We start from the raw sequence: 19,277 nt of genomic DNA, 5'->3' as shown, positions 1-19,277 counted from the left end.
ACCGAGCCGGGAGCCGCGCATGTCCGACACCATCACCCTGACCTCCGCCGTCGACGGCTTCGCGTTCTCCGCCCTGCACGCCGCGCCGCAAGGGCCGCGCAAGGGCGGGGTCGTGGTGATCCAGGAAATCTTCGGCCTCGACCAGTACGTCCAGGCCGACGTCGAACGCTGGGCCGCCCGCGGCTATGAGGCGATCGCGCCGTCGCTGTTCGACCGCGTCACGCCGGGCTACGTCGCCGAGCACGACCCGGAGGGCTTCCAGAACGGCATCGCCGCCGTCGGCCAGGTGGGCTTCCCGGCCATGCTGTCGGACATCCAGGCCAGCATCGACGCCCTGAAGGACAAGGGCCCGGTGTTCGCCGTCGGCTACTGCATGGGCGGCTCGCTGGTGTGGGTGGCGGCCTCGAAGCTGACGGACCTGGCCGCCGGCTCCAGCTATTACGGCAGCCAGGTGGGGGCCAACGCGGCCCTGCCGCTGAACTGCCCGGTGATCGTCCACCTGGGCGCCAAGGACGGCCACATCGACGCCGAGGCCGTCAAGGCGGCCGTGTGGACATCGCATCCCGACCTGCCGGTCTACGTCTATGAGAACAGCGGCCACGGCTTCAACAACGACGGCCGCCCCGACAGCGACCTTTCCGACGCCGAACTGGCCCGCGAGCGGACGCTCGCCCTGTTCGAGGCGAATGGAGCCGGCGCGTGACCACCGCCGGAACCCGCATCGCCCTGGCCGACCGCGAGGGCGGCCCGTTCAGCGCCTGGCGCGTGCCGCCGGGCGAGGCGCGGCGCGGGGGCGTGGTGGTGCTGCACGCCATCTGGGGGATCACCCCGCACATCCGCGAGTTCAGCGAAAGCCTGGCCGAGCACGGCTACGAGGTGATCGCCCCCGACCTGCTGGACTCCGCCGACGCGGCCTGGCCGGAACTCAACACCGAGCCGGCCATCCTCGACGACCGCATGGCCCTCGGCGAACAGGCCGCCTGGGGCGCGGCCTGCCTGCCGCGCGTGCAGACGGCGATCGACGCCCTGGAGGGCGGGCCGGTGTTCGTGGTCGGTTTCTGCTTCGGCGGCACCACCGCCTGGCTGGCCGCGACGCGGGCGAGCGGGGTCACGGCGGTCTCGGCCTTCTACGGCGGCGACATCGTCAGGTATCGCGACGAGACGCCGAAGGTCCCGACCATCCTGCACTTCGGCAAGACCGACGAGATGATCCCCCTGGCCGACGTCGAGGCCATCGCCGGGGCCCATCCCGACCTGCCGATCTTCCAGTACGAGGCCGGCCACGCCTTCGTGGCCCCCAGCGGCCACCACGCCGACAGCGCCCGGCTGTCGATGCTGCGCACCCTGCAGCTCTTCCAGCGCTCGGGCGGGAGCAAGGGGGAAGCCTGACGGCGGGCCAGGCCTCCCCCTCTCCCGGACGCGCGCCCCCACGCGCGTCGACGAGCTCGTTGCGAACCGCGCCGGTCAGGCCGGCGTCAGCTCCGCGATCACCGGCGACTCCTCGCCCTGCCTCGCCGCTCGCGTGTCTCCGTCCTTGGGGGTGAGGTCGCGGACCTGGATCCTGGTCTCCACCGGATTGACGCCGGTGAAGACGCCCGCCACGTCGAATGCGCGCGACTCCACGCCCACCCCCTGCCCGTGGAACAACAGGCGAGCCGTGAACGGCGCCTGCACCTTCGCGTGGCGAACCAGCGCCTGGTAGCTGTAGACCCGGCCGGGCGGCACATGCACCGCGACCTCGACCCGCTCCTCCGACACCGTCCGATGCGGATCCGGATCGTCCAGCGGGGTCGGCGCCATCTCGCGCTCGACGCAGTCCCCCTGGTCGGTGACCACCACGCCGAGCGAGACCTCGTCTTCATGGATCGTCGCGCCGGCCAGGCGCGCGCGATCGGCCGGGTCCAGCCTGCAGCCGCGCTCGGAGACGCAGGTGCGGGCAAGGACGATGCGCTTCTCCAGCGGTTCCCCGCCGGCGCGATTGTCGACGATCAGGGCCGGGTCCGCCGGGGTCGGCGGCAGGTGCTCGGCCACGGCCCGGTCGAGATCGTAGCGGACGTACTGCAGCGCGATCACGCCGGCCTCGGTCGGCAGCAGCCAGCACTCCTGGGGCGCGCCGTTCTCCCAGCGACGCACGCCGATCCGGCCCGTCTTGTCGCCGCCGAAGACATTGAGCTTGTATTCCCAGTCCATCTGGCTGTTGAGGCAGGTCCAGAAGCCCAGGGTCTCGGCCCGCCAGCGCTGGGCGAGGTCCGGCTGGCCGGGCGGCGCGGCGAAGACCAGCGCCTCGGGACCGTCGATGGCCACGTCCGAGCCGCTCGACCCGACGCGCCGGACCTTGCAGGTCAGGGCCAGGCCGCTGGCGACGTGGCGTAGCAGGGCGCCGCCGCGCCGATCGCGCTCGGCGACCCAGCGCTGGCCGGGCGAACCCAGCAGCGGCGCCAGAACCAGCTTGCCCGCCTTGTCCAGCGACAGCGCCAGGCCGGCGTGGTCGAGACTGGAGACGATGAAGAACGGCTCGTTCGGAAACAGGATTTCCTGGGCCATGGCGCGCCTCCCCGATCAACCCCGAAGGGCGGGTTTAGCAATACCCGTAAAATCTGTAAGCAGGCGCGACCCAAAATGGGTATTACTCCGATACCCCCGTTCGCACCCCGCCCCCTATCGCGCCTGATGTTCGCTTCCCCCCCGGCGACGACCACCGCCCTTCGCCTCGACGACCACCGCTTCTGGGCGGTCGCCCGCGCCAGCCTCGACCATGTGCGCGACACGGTCGAGATCACCCGCGGCGACCACGAGCTGCTCGACGCCCTGATCCTGACCGCCGCGCTGGACGCCAACATGGCCCCGGTCAAGCGCGCGCCCGACCTGCGCCAGGCCTATGGCGGCCCCAGCGTCTCGGCCCCGGACGACCTGCGCCGGCCGGTCAGCGTCAACGCCGTGGCCCAGTCGCTGAACCTGCCGTTCGAGACCGTCCGCCGGCGCGCCCGCCGGCTGGCCAAGGCCGGCCTGTGCGTGATCGGCCCCCAGGGCATGGTCGCGCCCCACAGCCTGACCACCTCGCCGTCCTATGTCGCCGACCAGCGGGCCCGCTACGACCGCGCCCGGCGGTTCTACGAGACGCTGAAGGCCCTGGGCGCCCTGCCCGCCTTCGAGCCCGCCTCCGCCGCGCCGGGGGGCGAACCGCCGGTGCGCGCCGCCAACTGGGCCCTCTCCGAATACACCCTGCGCGCCTGCGCCGACCTGATCGCCCTGACCGGCGACGTCGTCAGCAGCCGCGTGCTGATGGAGCTGGCGCTGATCGCCACGCGCCCCGCCGCCAATGGGAAGGAGACGGGCCCCATCACGGCCGACCTCGACCCGGCCGGCGGCCTGGCCCGCCTGGGCCGCCCCACCCGCGTCGCCGCCCTCGCCGCCACCCTCAACCTGCCGAGAGAAACCGTCCGCCGCCGGGTGGCTGAACTGGAGACGCTGGGCTTCTGCCGCCGCGAAGCCGACGGCGTGGTCGCGGCCCTGCCGGCGGCGATGGCGGCGCGGGTGGTCGAGATGGCGCGGACGAACGCGGGGAACGTGCAGCGGCTGTTCGGGAGCCTGGCGCGGGCGGGGGTGCTGGCGGATTGGGAGGGGTGAGCGAGAACCCGGCTAGGCCGCGCGTTCCCGAAATTGCTCGGCCATCCACTCGATGACCACGCGAAGGCGCGGCGAGAGCTGTCTTGTGTGCGAATAGAGCACGTGCACGGGCAGGGGCGCGGGCGGATGGTCGGCCAGCACCTCGACCAGCACGCCGGCGGCGAGGTCGGCCGCGACCCGGTACTTGGGCACCTGGATCAGGCCCAGCCCCAGACAGGCCGAAGCGACGTTGGTCTCCGGCCCGGTCACGGTGATGGCGGCCGGCAGCACCATGCGGCGCGACTGGCCGCCGACGGTGAAGTCGAAAGGCGCGATCTCCGGCGCGTCGGGGGCGTAATAGCCGACCATCCGGTGGCCGCCGCTCTCCAGCTCGTCCGGCGTTCGCGGCAGGCCGAAGCGGCGCAGATAGTCGGGGCTGGCGAAGGTGCCGCGCGGCAGGGTCGCCAGCCGCCGGCGGATCAGTGAACTGTCGACGGTCAGCTCGCCAGCCCGCAGCATGCAGTCGAAGCCCTCGCGCACCATGTCCATCGCCTGGTGCGCCTCGCCGATGTGCAGGCGGATGTCGGGATAGGCCTCCAGGAAACCGGGCAGGCCCGGCAGCAGGAAGTGCCGCGCCTGGGTGCCGTGGACGTCGATCCGCACCAGTCCTGAGGGCTTGGCGCCGGTGAAGCCGGCCTCGGCGTCTTCCAGGTCGGAGATGAGGTCGACGCAGCGGCGGTAATAGGCCTCGCCGTCCAGCGTGGGGCTGACATGGCGGGTCGTACGCTGAAGCAGCCGCACGCCCAGCCGGGCCTCCAGCCCCTTGACCGCGTCGGTGACCGACGAGCGGGGCAGGCCCAGGTCCTCGGCCGCCCGGGTGAAGCTGCGCCGCTCCACGATCCGGGTGAAGGCCCGCATCGCCTCGAACCGATCCATTGTTCGCACCTTCGAATAGTGATGCCGGTTTGTGCCTGATTATCGCGCCAAAGCAAACAGGCACTGTCTCCTCATCAGCCGCCGACGACCGGTGGCCCTCAAGGAGACAGACCCATGACCCACCTCGCCAACAAGGTCGCCATCGTCACCGGCGCTTCGGGCGGCATCGGCGCCGCGGTCGCCGAGCGGCTGGCCAGCGACGGCTTCGTCGTCGTCAACTACGCCGGCCGGGCCGACCCGGCCGAGGCCCTGGTGGCCCGGATCGAGGCGGCCGGCGGGCGCGCCGTCGCCGCCCAGGCCGACATCGCCGACGCCGCCGCCGTGGCCCGGCTGTTCGACACCACCCAGGCGGCCTTCGGCGGCGTGGACGTGCTGGTCAACAACGCCGGGATCATGCAGCTGGCCACGATCGCCGACAGCGACGACGCCCTGTTCGACCGCCAGGTGGCGGTGAACCTGAAGGGCAGCTTCAACACCCTGCGCGAAGCCTCGCGCCGCCTGCGCGACGGCGGCCGGATCATCAACATTTCGTCCAGCGTCACCACGATGCTGCAGCCGACATACGGCGTCTATGCGGCGACCAAGGCGGCGGTCGAGGCCATGACCGGCGTCCTGACCAAGGAACTGCGCGGCCGCAACATCACCGTCAACGCCATCGCCCCCGGCCCGACCGCCACCAAGCTGTTCCTCGACGGCAAGCCGCAGGAGGTGGTCGACCGCCTGTCGAAGATGGCCCCGCTGGAACGGCTGGGCCAGCCCGAGGACATCGCCGCCGCCGTCGCCTTCCTGGCCGGCCCGGACGGCGCCTGGATCAACGGCCAGACCCTGCGCGCCAACGGCGGGATCGCCTGACCCCCGCACGCGCCACCACGCCCCGACCCACAACCTCGTCCCCAAGCCACATCGCCAGAAGCGACGGCGGGACAGCCCCTCGGAAAGATCTCGTCATGTCCAAGCAAGTCATTCTCGTCACCGGTGCCTCCTCGGGCTTCGGCCTCATGACCGCCAAGGCCCTGGCCCAGGCCGGCCACACCGTCTACGCCTCGATGCGCGAAACCCAGGAGCGCAACGCCCCCCGCGTGTCCGAGACCGCCGCCTGGGCCAAGGCCCAGGGCGTCGATCTGCGCACCGCCGAGCTGGACGTCCAGTCCGATGCGTCCGCCGAAGCCGGGATCGCCTTCATTCTCGAGGACGCCGGCCGTCTCGACACCATCGTCCACAACGCCGGCCACATGATGTTCGGCCCGGCCGAGGCCTTCACCCCCGACCAATACATCCAGCAGTACGACGTCAACGTCCTGGGCGCCCAACGGGTCAACCGCGCCGCCCTGCCGCACCTGCGCGGCCGGGGACAGGGCCTGCTGGTCTGGGTCGGCTCGTCCTCGACGCGCGGCGGGACCCCGCCGTTCCTGGCGCCCTATTTCGCGGCCAAGGCGGCGATGGACGCCCTGGCCGTCTCCTACTCCACCGAACTGGCCCTCTGGGGCGTCGAGACCACGATCATGGTGCCGGGCGCCTTCACCAAGGGCACCAACCACTTCGCCCACTCCGGCTCGCCCTCCGACACGGCCCGCGTCGCCGAGTACGAGGCCGGCCCCTATGCCGGGATCGCCGACAAGGCGCTGAAGGGCCTGGCCGGGCTGGAACCCGCAGACGCCGATCCGGCCGAGGTGGCGCGCCAGATCGTGCGGGTGGTCGACACGCCCTTCGGCCGGCGGCCGTTCCGGGTGCACGTCGATCCGTCCCAGGACGGCGCCGAGGTGGTCAACGCCGTCGCCGATCGCATGCGTCGCGAGATGTACCGCAACATCGGTCTCGAAAACCTGCTGAGCCCCGCCGAACGCGCCTGACGCCCGACAGTCGACGCCGCCGACGCGCCCCTCGCGTCGGCGGCCTTTCTTCCGGAGTTTCCCATGACCGATCTTCAGTCCGTCTCTGGCCGCCGCCCGCTGGCCTTCCTCGCCTTCGGGAGCGTGGCGGCGCTCACCGCGGCGGCCGCCGCCACCACCAGCCTGACGCTTGGGCTTGCGCCCTGGGTGATGTTCATCGGATGGGTGGCCTGGTTCACCCGTCCGCTCTCGGCCCGGCAGGGCCTGGCGACTTGGCTGTGCCTGGCCTGCGGCCTGGCGCTCGGCGCCGTCGCCGTGCTGGCCTTGCGGATTCTGGGTCCGAGCCTGGGCGCGGTGTCTCTCGGAGTCGTGGTCTTCGTCGTCGCCCTGGCCGTGGTGTCGATGCGGGCCGTCCGCCTGCTCGACAACATCCCCGCCTGGTTCCTGGGCCTGATCGCCTTCTTCGCCGCGCACCTGGAACCGGCCCTGGCCTCGGTCGCCGAACTGGCGGCCGGCATGGCCATCGGCCTCGGCGGCGGCTGGCTGTCGCAGCGGCTGCAAGGCCGCTGGTCGATCGGCCACTGACGCGCCTTCCCGCCCTCGCCCCGACCCACAGCAAAACGCCGCCCGGTCTCGCGACCGGACGGCGTCCTGCTAGCCCTTCACGCACACCACCTGGCGCAGGGTGTGGACGATTTCCACCAGGTCGCTCTGAGCGGCCATGACGGCGTCGATGTCCTTGTAGGCCATCGGGGTTTCGTCGATCACGCCTTCGTCCTTGCGGCACTCGACGCCGGCGGTGGCGGCCATGTGGTCGGCCACGGTGAACCGGCGCTTGGCTTCGTTGCGGCTCATCGCCCGCCCCGCCCCGTGGGAGCAGGTGCAGAACGAGTCCGGGTTGCCCTTGCCGCGCACGATGAACGACTTGGCGCCCATCGAGCCGGGGATGATGCCGAGCTCTCCGGCCTTGGCCGACACCGCGCCCTTGCGGGTGAGGTAGACCTCCTTGCCGAAGTGCTTCTCCTTGCTGACGTAGTTGTGGTGGCAGTTCACCGCTTCCTCCGTCACCACCAGATCCGGGAAGTGCTGGCGCAGCACCCCCAGCACCTCGTGCATCATCACCTCGCGGTTGGCCCGGGCGTACTTCTGGGCCCAGGCCACGGCCCGCACGTAGTCGACGAAGCCGTCGGAGCCCTCGGCGAAGTAGGCCAGGTCCTCGTCGGGCAGGTTGACGAACCAGCGGCGCATCTCGTGCTTGGCCCGCTCAATGAAGAACGTGCCGAAGCGGTTGCCCACGCCGCGCGAGCCCGAGTGCAGCATCACCCAGACGTCGCCGGCCTCGTCGAGGCACAGCTCGACGAAATGGTTGCCCGTGCCCAGCGTGCCGAGGTGCCCGAACCCGCGCGGGTGGCCGGCCTTGGGGTTGCGGGCGACGATGTCGTCGTAGCCCTCCTTCAGCCCGGCCCACTTCTCGGCGGCGACCGCCGGGGGCTCGACCTGCCAGGCGCCCTTGTCGTTGCGCCCGCCGTTGTCGGTGCGGCCGTGCGGCACCGCGGCCTCGATGGCCGAGCGCACGCCGAACAGGTTGTCGGGCAGGTGCTCGGCGCGGATCGAGGTGCGCACCGCCATCATGCCGCAGCCGATGTCGACGCCCACGGCGGCCGGGATGATCGCCTTGTAGGTCGGGATCACCGAGCCGACGGTGGCGCCCATCCCCCAGTGCACGTCGGGCATCACCGCCACGTGCTTGTGGATGAACGGCAGGCTGGCGACGTTGCGCAGCTGCTTGAGCGCCGACTCCTCGATCGGCACGCCTTGGGTCCACGCCTTGATCGGCGCGCCTTCGCTTTCGATGTGCGTGAAGCCGCTCATGGGCTTCTCCTTTCCAATCCGCCCCTCCCGGCGTCATGGTCGGAGGAATTTCCGCGCAAAACGAAAAACCCCTCCGGCCAAGGCCAGGAGGGGTTTTTCCGTACTTCCCGAAGTCCGCTTGGACCTAGGCCGTCTTCCCCTCCGACACGCGCGCGCCATTACCCTCGACCTGGCGGTCCAGTTGGTAGCTGACGGTCGTGACTGGGGCTTTGCGCGCCATGGTCTTGCGGGTCCTCATCGGGAGGCGGGCGATTACAGGGTTACGCGAACCCGCGCCAGGGGCCGCGCTAGCGGCGCGCGCGGAAGTTGCGGGCGGTGTGGTAAATTTGGCGCCCCCTCTCCCCTTGCGGGAGAGGGTGGCCTGCGAAGCAGGTCGGGTGAGGGGTTTCTCAGAACTCGCCGCCGCGACGGCGGACAGGCTGGGCGAGGCGTCTCTCGACTGAGAGACCCCTCATCCGTCATCCTGCGGATGACACCTTCTCCCGCAAGGGGAGAAGGACGTTTAGGCCAGTTCCGGTCCGTCCGAGAGCGCTTCGCCGATGGCGCGGGCGCAGCCGGGGATGCCGAGGGCGCCGATGAACGACAGGGCCACGGCGCAGACCAGCAGGATCGGTTGGAAGATGCGCATGCGTTTTTCTCCACCTCAGAGCCCGCCTTGTCCCCCGGGAGGGGTCGGCCGCGGGGTTGATAGACCGCCGTCCAGGTCGCTTAAACCGCTAGCGTGACGTTTGTTCCGGCCAGCCCGCCGGAAAACTCAGCATGCGGCATAATTGCCTCAAACTTATGTCACTGGTCGAGGTTGTAGGCCAGCCTCGTGGTCTCGATCCGCGCGAGTTTGTCGTTCAACGGCGCCCAGTCGTCGGCGTCGGCGATCGGGGCCCACAGGGCCTCGACCTCGTCGATCAGCAGTTCCTCGGGCTCGGTTCGTCCGAACACGGGGTTTTCCAGGCGCTCCGGACGATCCGGCTCAAAGCCGGAGAGGCGGGCGCGGAAGTCGGCGAAGACCGGGTCCTGGTAGAGCCCGCCGCGCGGCCCCTCCAGGGCGCGGCTTTCCGAGGCCTCGCCGCCGAACCAGTCGAAGAAGAACGGCTCCCAGCGCAGGGCCTCGCCGCCGGAAAGCTTGGTTCCTTCGGCCAGGGCCTTGAAGGCGGCGTTGACCAGCTCGACGTCGGCCTCCTCGCCCCGGCTCTTCACGGCCAGGCGGGCGATCACGGCCTCGCGCAGGGCGTCGCGATAGGCGGCCGAGAAGCCGTTGAGGGCGGCGATCAGGCCCGACTGGTCGGGGCAGACCAGCGCCAGGCAGGCGGCCAGCTGCTGCAGGTTCCAGAACCCGGCCTCCGGCTGGCGGCCGAAGCTGTAGAGGCCCGAATGGTCGAAATAGGCGGCCGTGAAGTTGGGATCGTTGCCCGGCAGGAAGCGCCAGGGGCCGTAGTCGAAGCTCTCGCCGGTGACGACCATGTTGTCGGTGTTGAGCACCCCGTGCACGAAGCCGGCGGCCATCCAGCGGGCGACCAGGCGGGCGGTGCGGGCCACCACCTCCTGGAACATCGCCGTCGGCCGGTCGGGGGCGTCGATCAGATGCGGGAAATAGGTCTCGACCACGTGGTCGACCATGGCCGTGATCAGGTCGGCGCGCTCGAAATAGGCCAGGCGCTGGAAGGTCCCGAAGCGTACATGGCTATGGGAAAGTCTCGTCAGCACCGCCGAGCGGGTGGGGCTGGGCTCGTCGCCGCGGGTCAGGGCCTCGCCGGTCTCGACCAGCGAGAAGGCCCGCGAGGTGGGAACGCCCAGGGCCTCCAGCAGGCCGGCGGCCAGGATCTCGCGCATCCCGCCCTTCAGGGTCAGCCGGCCGTCGCCGTGGCGCGACCAGGGGGTCTGGCCCGAGCCCTTGGTGGCCAGGTCGAGCAGGCGGTCCGAACCGGCCTCTCGAAGTTGCGCGAACAGGAAGCCGCGACCGTCGCCGAGCTCGGGGTTGTAAGAGCGGAACTGGTGGCCGTGATAGCGCATGGCCAGGGGCCGGGACTGATTGTCCGGCAAGGCCTGGAAGCGCGCGAAATGGGCGATCCACTCGGCGTCGGTCAGGCCCGCGAGCCCCACCGTGGCGGCCGCACGATCGTTGCGGAAGCGCAGGATCGTCTGCGGAAAGTCGGCCGGGGCGACGGGGTCTGCGAACTCGCCCGCCTGCGCGACGAGGTCGGCGAATCGGGGATCGGGGCGATAGCGTTCGGAGACCGGCATGTGCGCCAGATGCGCCCGGCGCCGCCCGCGCGCAAGAAGCCCGCCCCCGCCGCGCGGTTTTAAGAAAGCGCGGATGTTCACATAACGCTGTCGCAGTTTCGCAACAGCAACTCTCGATCCGTGTTCCAGCAAGGATTTCGCTTGCCGAGCATCCGGACCGCCCATAACCATTGGCTGTCCATTCGAACAATCGTTCGGGTGTAGGCCAATCAAAAAGCCGGCGGGGGCGGTGCAAGCGCTCTCGTCATAACGAACCGAGGTAGGAAATGCGCTTTACCCAGGTGCTTCGCGGCACGGCGTCCGCCGTCGTGCTCGCGGGCGTCGCCGCGATCGGCGTCGCCCATGCTCAGGACACGGCCGCGGCGGCCGCCCAGGAGCCCGAAACCCTCACCGTCGACAGCATCATCGTCACCGCCCAGAAGCGCGAGCAGAACCTGCAGGACACCCCGGTGGTGGTCACCGCGGTCGGCGCCAAGCTGCTGCAGGACACCGGCGTCAAGGACATCAAGGACCTGACGATCCTGACCCCGGGCCTGACCGTGACCTCGACCACGTCGGAAGCCTCGACCACCGCCCGCATCCGCGGCGTCGGCACGGTCGGCGACAACCCCGGCCTGGAAAGCTCGGTCGGCGTGGTGATCGACGGCGTCTACCGCCCGCGCAACGGCGTGTCGTTCGGCGACCTGGGCGAGATGGAGCGCATCGAGGTGCTGAAGGGCCCGCAAGGCACCCTGTTCGGCAAGAACACCTCGGCCGGCGTCATCAACATCATCACCAAGGAGCCGGAGTTCGGCTTCGGGGCCAATGTCGAGGCCACGGTCGGCAACTACGACGCCAAGGGCCTGGCCGCCTCGGTCACCGGGCCGCTGTTCGGCAGCGACAAGTGGGCCGGCCGCCTGTACGCCGCCGCCCGCAAGCGCGACGGCTTCAACACGGTGGTGACGGGCGAAGGCCCCAGCGCCGAGAAGGAAGACGCCGACCAGAACTTCTACACCGTGCGCGGCCAGTTGCTGTTCGTGCCGGACGACAACGCCACCTTCAAGATCATCGCCGACTACACCAAGCGCGACGAAAACTGCTGCGGCGCCGTGCAGATCCGCACCGGCCCGACCTACGCCGTGGTCAACGCCCTCAGCACCGGCACCGGCATCGCCAATCCGGCCGACCCGTTCAAGCGCGTGGCCTATTCCAACCGCGGCTCGCCGCAGGAAGTGGAAGACAAGGGCATCTCGCTGCAGGCCGACATCGACCTGCCGATCGGCACCTTGACCTCGATCAGCGCCATCCGTAACTGGCGCACCGACACCGGCCAGGACAGCGACTTCACCGCCGCCGACATCACCTACCGCGCCAAGGACGGCACCAACTACGCCGAGTTCACCACCTACACCCAGGAACTGCGCCTGGCGGGGAACACCGAGCGCCTGAACTGGCTGGTCGGCGCCTTCCTGGCCGACGAGCGCCTCGACAACGAGGCCAACTTCAAGTTCGGGGCCGACTACGAAGCCTACATGTCGACGATCATCCTGTCGGGCATCGCCAGTTCGCTGGCCACCGCCGGGATCACCGTCAACCAGGCCAACAGCGCGCTGTTCGCCTCGCAGGTGACGGCCCTGAGCTACGGTTCGTCGTTCCCGACCGGCACCGGCCTGCACGACACCTACAACCAGCGCTCCAAGACCGTGGCGCTGTTCACCAACAACACCCTGAAGGTCACCGAGGCCTTCGATATCACCCTGGGCCTGCGCTACACCTCCGAGAGCAAGGACCTGGACACCTACCAGACCGGCTCCGCGCCGGGCTGCGCGGCCCTGCTGACCACCGCCGGCCAGACCCGCGTCGCCCAGCAGCTGGTCGCCCGCGGCGTGCCGGCGGCCCTGTTCGCCACCTCGACCGGCACCACCCTGGTCTCGACCGTCGTCGGCAACATGTGCCTGCCCTGGGCCAACCCGCTGTTCAACGGCCGCGGCACCCAGCAAAGCCGCACCGACCGCGAATGGACCGGCACGGTCAAGGCCTCGTACCGCTTCAACCCGTCGGTGTTCGCCTATGCGTCGGCGGCCCGCGGCTACAAGGGCGGCGGTTACAACCTCGACCGCACCCAGTCGTCGAACGGCACCCAGAGCGGCGGCAACGGCGTGACGCCGATCTACGACACCTCGTTCCCGGCCGAATTCGTCGACAGCTATGAAATCGGCGTCAAGAACACCCTGTTCAACCGCTCGGTGCTGCTGAACTTCACGGGCTTCTACCAGAAGTTCACCGACTTCCAGCTGAACACCTTCCTGGGCACCTCGTTCGCGGTGCGCTCGGTGCCGGAAGTGACCTCCAAGGGCGTCGACGCCGACTTCCTGTGGTTCACCCCGCTGCGCGGCCTGACCATCCAGAGCGGCCTGACCTACGCCAAGACCGAGTACGGCGATCAGTCGATCCCGAACGACCCGAACAACGCCCTGTCGCTGCTGCCCGGCAGCCAGGTGTCGTTCGCGCCGGAATGGTCGGGTTCGGCCTCGATCAGCTACTCGCACCCGGTCGGCGCGACCCTGAAGGCCAAGTACAACATCGGCGCCAAGTACGTGTCGGACTACAACACCGGCTCGGACCTGTTCCCGCTGAAGCACCAGGACGCCTACACGGTGGTCAACGCCCGCATCGGCATCGGCGACGCGGACGACAAGTGGACCGCCGAACTGTGGGCCCAGAACCTGTTCGACGAAGAGTACTATCAGGTGGTGTTCAACGGGCCGCTGCAAGGCTCGTCGGGCCTCTCGGCGACCTCGCCGACCTACTCGGCCTCCAAGGACACCATCACCTACGACGCCTTCCTCGGCGCGCCGCGCACCTACGGCGTGACCCTGCGGGCGAAGTTCTGATCCGAGCCGCCAGAGCCCGGTCACGGGATCCGGCGCCTGGGGAAACACGGGAAGGGCGGTCCGCGAGGGCCGCCCTTTTTCGTTGGCGAGACCGCGCCCAGACATCAACCCGGGGTGTAAGATGGCCGGCGGCGCGGCTAGGCTGGGCCATCGAACGATGGCGGCTTTGGGGAAAGATCGATGGCGGGCGTTTGGGATCTTGATGCGTTGGGCGCGTGGACCCGACCAGGCCTGACCGCCGTCCTGCTCGGCGCGGCCCTGCTTTGGTGCGGAGCCGCAAGCGCCGCCAGCTTCGACTGCAAGAAGGCCGCCAGCCAGGTCGAGCGCCTGATCTGCGAAGACCCCGATCTCGACGCCTTCGACTCCCAGCTCGAGGGCGCCTATCGCGGCGCGCTCGACCGTTCGGCCGATCCGACCTCGGTGAAGACCCGGCAGACGACCTGGCTGAAGCAGCGCGCCGCCTGCGTCGACGTCGCCTGCCTGTCGGCCGCCTATCAGCGGCAGATCAAGCTGCTGGCGGCGACCTCGGACAAGCCGGCGATCTGCGAGCGCGCCGGATCCACGCCCGAGATCAACGCCTGCCAGGCCGAATATTCCCGCCGGGCCGACCGCGAGCTGGCCCGCTACCTCGCCACGGCCCGCAAGCGCCTGACGGAAGAGGCGCGGGATGAGTTCACCGGCGCCTCGGCCAAGGCCGCCCTGACCGAGTTCGACGCCTCGCAGACGGCGTGGGAGGCCTTCCGCAAGGCCGAGTGCTCGGCCGTCTATACGCGGTTCAGCGACGGCACCATTCGCGGGGCCATGTACGAGGACTGCTGGCGGTTGGTCACCCAGTCGCGCACCCGCACCGTCTGGGCCAGCTGGCTCCAGTTCATGGACAGCACGCCGCCCCTGCTGGTCGAGCCGACGACGCGCTGACGCGAGACGCGGCCGGCGCATTTTCGCTCCGCACGCCCGCCTTTTCCCGTTTCCCGTTCGCGCGAACACCCCCACCCTCGCCCCTCTAACCTCACCTGACGGGGGCGAACCGCCGGGAAGACGCGAGGGCGAGCCGCGAATGAAAGCGATCAGACTCCTGGGGTTCTGGATCTGCCTGCTGCTGGGCCTGGCCCTGGCCGCCCTGGCCCAGCGCGCGCCGCCGCCCCTGCCCGCCAACGCCCCGCCCGACGCCTTCTCGGCCACGCGGGCCATGGCCGACGTGCGGACCATCGCCCTGCGCCCCCACCCCACCGGCTCGACCGACATCGTGCGGGTGCGCGAGCACCTGATGAGCCGGATCTCGTCGCTGGGGCTGGAGCTGGCCGTGCGCGCCGACGAGGGCTACGCCCCGGCGCGCGGCCAGGGCCGTTTCCTCTCGGCCGGGGCGGTGCAGAACGTCATCGGCGTACTGCCGGGCGCTGACCGCACCAAGCCCGCCGTGCTGGTGATGAGCCACTACGACTCGGTGGCCAACTCGCCCGGCGCGGCCGACGACGCGGCCGGCGTGGCCGCCGCCCTCGAAGTGGCCCGCGCCCTGAAGGCCGGCCCCAGGCCGGCCCGCGACGTGATCTTCCTGTTCACCGACGGCGAGGAGCAGGCCCTGCTGGGCGCCGACGCCTTCTTCGCCCGCGACCCGCTGCGCGAGCGCGTAGGCCTGGTGATCAACATGGAGGCGCGCGGCGATTCCGGCCGCGCGGCGATGTTCCAGACCGGCCCCGGCAACGGCGCCCTGATGCACCTCTTCGCCCGCGAGGCCATCCGCCCGGCCGCCAATTCCCTGGCCGCGGCGGTCTATGAGAAGATGCCCAACGACACCGACTTCACCCACGCGGTGAAGGCCGGCCTGCCGGGGCTGAACTTCGCCTTCATCGACGACCAGTTGGCCTATCACACGCCCCTGGCCCGCGCCGACCACCTCGACCAGGGCAGCCTGCAACACCTGGGCGACCAGGTGCTGCCGACGGTGCGCGCCCTGGCGACCGCCGCCGACCTGCCGGCCAAGGCCCCCAACGCGGTCTATTCGGACCTCTTCGGCCTGGTGATGGTCAGCTATCCGGTGGAAGTCGCCTGGGGCCTGCTGGCCCTGGCCGGCGCGCTGGTGCTCTACGCCCTGGTGCGCGGCCTGATGATCAAAGGGACCAGCGTCGTCGAACTGCTCAAGGGCCTGTGCGGCTTCCTGCTGGTGGGCGTCTCGGGCGGCCTGGTGCTGCACCTGGCCGGCAAGCTGCTGGGCATCGTGGATTTGCAGGGACACTACGCCCTCCTGGGCCGGTTCAATCCGCTGCTGCTGGGCGGCGCGGCGCTGCTCGTCGGCACGGCCCTGGCCGTGGTGATCGGCCAGGCCAAGGGCGCGGCGCGGATCTGGCCGAGCCTCCTGGCCCTGGCCGCCGGCGGCCTCACCTGCCTGGTCGGCGGACCGGCGCTCGACCCGATCGGCCTGGGCCTCGGCGTCGCCGCCGCCGTGCTGGTCTGGGCCTCGCTGGGCAAGCCGGTGGGCGTGCTGGGGGCCTGGATCGGGGCGCTGGTCGGCCTGCTGGCCATCGCCATCGCGACCATGGTGCTGCTGCCCGGCGGCTCGGTGATGACCACCTGGCCGCTGCTGGTGGCGGCCCTGGCGGCGGTGCTGGTGCTGGCCAAGGGCGGCACCCGCAACAAGCGCGTGGCCCTGGCCCTGACCTTCTTCGTGGCGCTGGCCGCCGTGGCCGTGGTCGCCCAGGTCGGCGCCTGGGGCGGCTGGACCTTCGCCGGCCTCGGCGTCGAGCTGCCGGCGATCCTGGCGGCGTTCGGCCTGCTGGCCCTGCCGGCCCTGATCCCCCTGGCCCACGACTTCTCGGCCCTGAAGCTGGCGGCCATCCCCGCCACCCTGGTCGCCGGGCTGGGCGCGGCGCTGGTGGCCTACGCCGTGCTGGCCGGGGCCAGCGCCACGCGGCCGGAGCTGACCGAGGCCGCGCATCTTTCGGACCTGTCGACCGGCCGCGCCTACCGGATCTCGACCCTGCCACGGCTGGACGCCTGGTCGCGCGGGGCCCTGACCGCCCAGGGCGGCACGCCGGTGCAGCAGGAACTGGTCCCGTTCTTCAAGTCCAAGGCCTGGCTGGCCGACGCCCGGCCCGTGCCGCTGGACCCGCCGCAACTGGTGCTCGAACAGGCCGGCGAGCGGCTGCTGGTGCGGGTGATCCCCGGTCCCGGCGCCGAATACGTCACGGTGCGGATCAGGCCCGACGGCATGCTGGCCGGCGCCCGCCTCAACGGCCGCCCCGTGCCCCTGACCACCAAGGCCGGCGAATGGACCAGCCTGACCTACCACGCCCCCGACCCCAGCGGCGTGACCCTCAGCTTCAGCCGCCTGAACGGCTCCGGCCGCGTCGAGGCCGCCGCCCTGGAAGTCCGCGAAGGCTGGCCCCGCGCCACGCCCTCGCCGGGAGCCAAGCCGGACGGGCTGATGGCCTGGGGGCTGTCGGACAAGACCCTGGTGCTGACCCGGGCGAGCGTGAAGTGGTGATCCGTTTCGGAAAACCTCTCCCATAGGGAGAGGGAGGGGCCCGCCGCGCAGCGGTGGGAGGGTGAGGGGTTACACCCTCACCGCATTGCCCACGATTTGCCGGCACGCCGGCCGGCCTCGTAACCCCTCATCCTCCCATCCCGACATGCGTCGGGACGGGCCCCTCCTTCTCCCTATGGGAGAAGGGTTGGTCGGATGGGAGAAGGATCCCCTTACTCCGCCGCCTGCTTCGGCGCGTAGCCCAGGATCGCCTTGGTCTCCAGGAATTCCCCGAACGCGTGGTCGCCCCATTCGCGGCCGTTGCCGCTCATCTTGTAGCCGCCGAAGGGGGCCATCAGGTCGGGACTGGCGCCGTTGAGATTGACCTGGCCGGCGCGGAGCTTGGCGGCAACCTTGCGGACGCCTTCCGGATCGCCGCCCGAGACGTAGGCGGCCAGGCCGTATTCGGTGTCGTTGCCGATCTCGACAGCCTGGTCGACGCTGTCGTAGCCGAGGATCGACAGCACCGGGCCGAAGATCTCTTCCTTGGCGATGGTCATGTCGGGGGTGACGTTGGCGAAGACGGTCGGCTTGACGTAGTAGCCGGTCTCCAGCCCCTCGGGCTTGCCGGGGCCGCCGGACACCAGGGTCGCGCCCTCGTCGACGCCCTTCTGGATCAGGCCCTGGATCTTGGTCCACTGCACCTCGGAGACGACGGGACCCAGCTTGGAATTGCCGCTGGGGTCGCCGACCGTGTGGGCCTCGGCGGCGGCCTTGGCGATGGCGATCACCTCGTCCATGCGCTTGGCGGGGACCAGCATGCGGGTGGGGGCGTTGCACGACTGGCCCGAGTTCATCATCACCGAGGCCACGCCTCCCCCAACGGCGCGCTGGAAGTCGGCGTCGTCGAGGATGATGTTGGGGCTTTTGCCGCCCAGTTCCTGGTGCACGCGCTTGACGGTCGGGGCGGCGTTCCTGGCCACCTCGATGCCGGCGCGGGTCGAGCCGGTGAACGACACCATGTCGACTTCAGGATGGCTCGACAGCGCCGCGCCGACCGTGGGGCCGTCGCCATTGACCAGGTTGAACACCCCGGCCGGCACGCCGGCGGCCTCGAGGATCTCGGTCCACACCCAGGCCGAGAACGGGGCGATTTCCGAGGGCTTCAGCACCATGGTGCAGCCGACGGCCAGGGCCGGGGCGACCTTGCAGGCGATCTGGTTCACCGGCCAGTTCCACGGGGTGATGAAGGCGCAGACGCCGATCGGCTCCTTCACGAGACGCGTGGTGCCGCGATCCTCTTCGAACTTGTAGTCCTTCAGCACCTGCAGCGCCGTCTGGACGTGGGCGATGCCCATCGCCGCCTGGGCGCGCTGGGCCAGCCAGGCGGGGGCGCCCATCTCCTCGGTGATGGCCTTGGCCATGTCCTCGAAGCGCTTCTGGTACTCGGAAATGATCCGCTCGAGCAGGTCGATGCGCTCTTCGCGGCTGGTCTGGGAGAAGGTGGCGAAGGCCTTGCGGGCGGCGCGAACGGCCAGGTCCACGTCTTCCACCGAACCCAGGGTCACCCGGCCGGCGACGGCCTCGGTGGCGGGGTTGATGACATCCACCGTCTTGTCGGACTTCGCCTCGACCCATTGGCCGTCGATGTAGAACTTCAGGTAGTCGCGCATGGGGATCCTCCTGCCGGGCCGCTCTAACCTGGGACGGGGGCGGCGCTCTTTCAAACGCTCATTCTAATTATCGGCGATCAGGTGGAAAGGGGCGCCGTCGGTGGAGTTTGTTAATTCGCCTCTCGGAAGTTGAGCCTCACCAATCGATGCGAGGGAGCCGACATGGCCAAGCTGACGCCGCTCAACACATTGCTGAACAAAGGCGCCGACAGCGACGCCGTCCAGGCTCTGGAACAGTTGGCCGCCGCTCGGCATCTGCTCGACGACGCGGCGTTCCGCCAGTCGCCCGATCCGCAAGACCAGGTGAACGTGCCGGTCACGGCGTTGGACAGGATCGTACACCAGAGCTACGGCTACGGGGCCGGCGACGTTCCCGGCGCCCTGGAAGCGGACTTCGCCTCCCTCTCAAAGTCAGAGGCCCGGCTGATCATCAGGCTCGCCGCCGCCGCGGCCGACCGGCCCACGGCCGAGCAACCGGCCCAGAGGTACCTCGTCGATCTCGACCGGACCGCCTCGACCTACCAAAGCGCGTTTGCCCGCATCGACATCCGGACCTGGGTCTCTCCGCTGGACGGGACGCACCCGCTGTCGGAACATATCGAGGGGCTGCTCGTCGTCTCGGCCGCTCGATCGTTCGTCGATATCACGCAGATGCCGCTCTACAATTTCATGACGATCTATCAGCGCCAGCTCACGCAATCGAACCGCTCGGCGAAGGACGTCATAGACGCCCTGGAAACCGTCCGGCACGTCTGGCATCGGGGGCTGGAGCGGCTCCAGGCCTAGCTCC

The 19,277-nt window shown here is 70.2% G+C and carries 16 protein-coding genes; 10 read left to right on the top strand and 6 right to left on the bottom strand.

Annotated features, from left to right (window positions below; all coding sequences use genetic code 11):
• Window positions 1–19: 19 nt before the first annotated feature.
• Window positions 20–703, top strand: a complete 684-nt coding sequence (locus tag AC07NG_RS10710) for a dienelactone hydrolase family protein (protein WP_494593896.1) — start codon at window positions 20–22, stop codon at window positions 701–703.
• The gene (locus AC07NG_RS10705) at window positions 700–1,389 is read left to right on the top strand and encodes a dienelactone hydrolase family protein (protein WP_494593894.1); all 690 of its coding nucleotides are present in this window, start codon (window positions 700–702) and stop codon (window positions 1,387–1,389) included. The genes AC07NG_RS10710 and AC07NG_RS10705 overlap by 4 nt, the downstream gene beginning before the upstream one ends.
• A 75-nt stretch (window positions 1,390–1,464) precedes the next feature.
• Here the strand turns inward: AC07NG_RS10705 and AC07NG_RS10700 are convergent, their stop codons facing one another.
• The gene (locus tag AC07NG_RS10700; RefSeq protein WP_494593892.1) at window positions 1,465–2,544 is read right to left on the bottom strand and encodes a hypothetical protein; all 1,080 of its coding nucleotides are present in this window, start codon (window positions 2,542–2,544) and stop codon (window positions 1,465–1,467) included.
• Window positions 2,545–2,670: 126 nt separating this feature from the next.
• On the opposite strand from AC07NG_RS10700, the gene AC07NG_RS10695 reads away from it, so the two are divergent.
• Window positions 2,671–3,627, top strand: coding sequence for a hypothetical protein (locus AC07NG_RS10695; RefSeq protein ID WP_494593890.1), 957 nt, complete (start codon window positions 2,671–2,673; stop codon window positions 3,625–3,627).
• 12 nt (window positions 3,628–3,639) lie between these two features.
• On the opposite strand, the gene AC07NG_RS10690 is transcribed toward AC07NG_RS10695, so the two are convergent.
• Window positions 3,640–4,542: a LysR family transcriptional regulator gene (locus AC07NG_RS10690; protein WP_494593888.1), complete on the bottom strand. Its 903-nt coding sequence runs from the start codon at window positions 4,540–4,542 to the stop codon at window positions 3,640–3,642.
• A gap of 114 nt (window positions 4,543–4,656) precedes the next feature.
• Between AC07NG_RS10690 and AC07NG_RS10685 the strand changes: the two genes are divergently transcribed.
• From AC07NG_RS10685 to AC07NG_RS10675, 3 genes are all read left to right on the top strand, one after another.
• Complete coding sequence (locus AC07NG_RS10685) at window positions 4,657–5,394, top strand: SDR family oxidoreductase (protein WP_494593886.1); 738 nt, start codon at window positions 4,657–4,659, stop codon at window positions 5,392–5,394.
• Window positions 5,395–5,489: 95 nt separating this feature from the next.
• Window positions 5,490–6,392: an SDR family oxidoreductase gene (locus AC07NG_RS10680; RefSeq protein ID WP_494593884.1), complete on the top strand. Its 903-nt coding sequence runs from the start codon at window positions 5,490–5,492 to the stop codon at window positions 6,390–6,392.
• A 63-nt stretch (window positions 6,393–6,455) separates the two neighbouring features.
• Window positions 6,456–6,956: a DUF1097 domain-containing protein gene (locus tag AC07NG_RS10675; RefSeq protein WP_492853903.1), complete on the top strand. Its 501-nt coding sequence runs from the start codon at window positions 6,456–6,458 to the stop codon at window positions 6,954–6,956.
• A gap of 69 nt (window positions 6,957–7,025) precedes the next feature.
• On the opposite strand, the gene AC07NG_RS10670 is transcribed toward AC07NG_RS10675, so the two are convergent.
• From AC07NG_RS10670 to AC07NG_RS10660, 3 genes are all read right to left on the bottom strand, one after another.
• Window positions 7,026–8,243, bottom strand: a complete 1,218-nt coding sequence (locus AC07NG_RS10670; protein ID WP_494593882.1) for an RtcB family protein — start codon at window positions 8,241–8,243, stop codon at window positions 7,026–7,028.
• A gap of 502 nt (window positions 8,244–8,745) precedes the next feature.
• On the bottom strand, window positions 8,746–8,871 hold the full coding sequence (locus tag AC07NG_RS10665) for a hypothetical protein (protein ID WP_110120497.1): 126 nt from the start codon (window positions 8,869–8,871) through the stop codon (window positions 8,746–8,748).
• Between the two features lie 158 nt (window positions 8,872–9,029).
• Window positions 9,030–10,481, bottom strand: coding sequence for a protein adenylyltransferase SelO (locus AC07NG_RS10660; protein WP_494593880.1), 1,452 nt, complete (start codon window positions 10,479–10,481; stop codon window positions 9,030–9,032).
• 266 nt (window positions 10,482–10,747) lie between these two features.
• On the opposite strand from AC07NG_RS10660, the gene AC07NG_RS10655 reads away from it, so the two are divergent.
• The 3 genes from AC07NG_RS10655 (at window position 10,748) to AC07NG_RS10645 (ending at window position 16,835) form a co-directional block, all read left to right on the top strand.
• A complete protein-coding gene (locus tag AC07NG_RS10655; protein WP_492853906.1) occupies window positions 10,748–13,354 on the top strand; it encodes a TonB-dependent receptor in 2,607 nt (868 codons plus the stop codon).
• Between the two features lie 180 nt (window positions 13,355–13,534).
• Window positions 13,535–14,272 (top strand): lysozyme inhibitor LprI family protein, encoded by a 738-nt coding sequence (locus AC07NG_RS10650; protein ID WP_494593878.1) that lies wholly within the window; start codon window positions 13,535–13,537, stop codon window positions 14,270–14,272.
• 139 nt (window positions 14,273–14,411) lie between these two features.
• On the top strand, window positions 14,412–16,835 hold the full coding sequence (locus tag AC07NG_RS10645; RefSeq protein ID WP_494593876.1) for a M20/M25/M40 family metallo-hydrolase: 2,424 nt from the start codon (window positions 14,412–14,414) through the stop codon (window positions 16,833–16,835).
• Between the two features lie 212 nt (window positions 16,836–17,047).
• Here AC07NG_RS10645 and AC07NG_RS10640 read toward each other — a convergent pair whose 3' ends face one another.
• Window positions 17,048–18,487 (bottom strand): aldehyde dehydrogenase family protein, encoded by a 1,440-nt coding sequence (locus tag AC07NG_RS10640; protein WP_494593874.1) that lies wholly within the window; start codon window positions 18,485–18,487, stop codon window positions 17,048–17,050.
• A gap of 162 nt (window positions 18,488–18,649) precedes the next feature.
• On the opposite strand from AC07NG_RS10640, the gene AC07NG_RS10635 reads away from it, so the two are divergent.
• Window positions 18,650–19,273, top strand: a complete 624-nt coding sequence (locus AC07NG_RS10635; RefSeq protein WP_494593872.1) for a hypothetical protein — start codon at window positions 18,650–18,652, stop codon at window positions 19,271–19,273.
• Window positions 19,274–19,277 lie beyond the last annotated feature (4 nt).

It is taken from the genome of Caulobacter sp. GW821-FHT10C03, from assembly GCF_059415485.1.
The sequence above is the reverse complement of the archived record's forward strand: the minus strand, read 5'-3'. Positions and strand labels throughout refer to the sequence as shown.

What these genes read in the sequence shown, in the direction of transcription:
- AC07NG_RS10640 (WP_494593874.1), bottom strand. Translation starts at nt 18,487, where the DNA reads ATGCGCGACTACCTGAAGTTCTACATCGACGGCCAATGGGTCGAGGCG.
- AC07NG_RS10710 (WP_494593896.1), top strand. Translation starts at nt 20, where the DNA reads ATGTCCGACACCATCACCCTGACCTCCGCCGTCGACGGCTTCGCGTTC.
- AC07NG_RS10660 (WP_494593880.1), bottom strand. Translation starts at nt 10,481, where the DNA reads ATGCCGGTCTCCGAACGCTATCGCCCCGATCCCCGATTCGCCGACCTC.
- AC07NG_RS10670 (WP_494593882.1), bottom strand. Translation starts at nt 8,243, where the DNA reads ATGAGCGGCTTCACGCACATCGAAAGCGAAGGCGCGCCGATCAAGGCG.
- AC07NG_RS10645 (WP_494593876.1), top strand. Translation starts at nt 14,412, where the DNA reads ATGAAAGCGATCAGACTCCTGGGGTTCTGGATCTGCCTGCTGCTGGGC.
- AC07NG_RS10665 (WP_110120497.1), bottom strand. Translation starts at nt 8,871, where the DNA reads ATGCGCATCTTCCAACCGATCCTGCTGGTCTGCGCCGTGGCCCTGTCG.
- AC07NG_RS10680 (WP_494593884.1), top strand. Translation starts at nt 5,490, where the DNA reads ATGTCCAAGCAAGTCATTCTCGTCACCGGTGCCTCCTCGGGCTTCGGC.
- AC07NG_RS10635 (WP_494593872.1), top strand. Translation starts at nt 18,650, where the DNA reads ATGGCCAAGCTGACGCCGCTCAACACATTGCTGAACAAAGGCGCCGAC.
- AC07NG_RS10685 (WP_494593886.1), top strand. Translation starts at nt 4,657, where the DNA reads ATGACCCACCTCGCCAACAAGGTCGCCATCGTCACCGGCGCTTCGGGC.
- AC07NG_RS10690 (WP_494593888.1), bottom strand. Translation starts at nt 4,542, where the DNA reads ATGGATCGGTTCGAGGCGATGCGGGCCTTCACCCGGATCGTGGAGCGG.
- AC07NG_RS10675 (WP_492853903.1), top strand. Translation starts at nt 6,456, where the DNA reads ATGACCGATCTTCAGTCCGTCTCTGGCCGCCGCCCGCTGGCCTTCCTC.
- AC07NG_RS10700 (WP_494593892.1), bottom strand. Translation starts at nt 2,544, where the DNA reads ATGGCCCAGGAAATCCTGTTTCCGAACGAGCCGTTCTTCATCGTCTCC.
- AC07NG_RS10655 (WP_492853906.1), top strand. Translation starts at nt 10,748, where the DNA reads ATGCGCTTTACCCAGGTGCTTCGCGGCACGGCGTCCGCCGTCGTGCTC.
- AC07NG_RS10695 (WP_494593890.1), top strand. Translation starts at nt 2,671, where the DNA reads ATGTTCGCTTCCCCCCCGGCGACGACCACCGCCCTTCGCCTCGACGAC.
- AC07NG_RS10650 (WP_494593878.1), top strand. Translation starts at nt 13,535, where the DNA reads ATGGCGGGCGTTTGGGATCTTGATGCGTTGGGCGCGTGGACCCGACCA.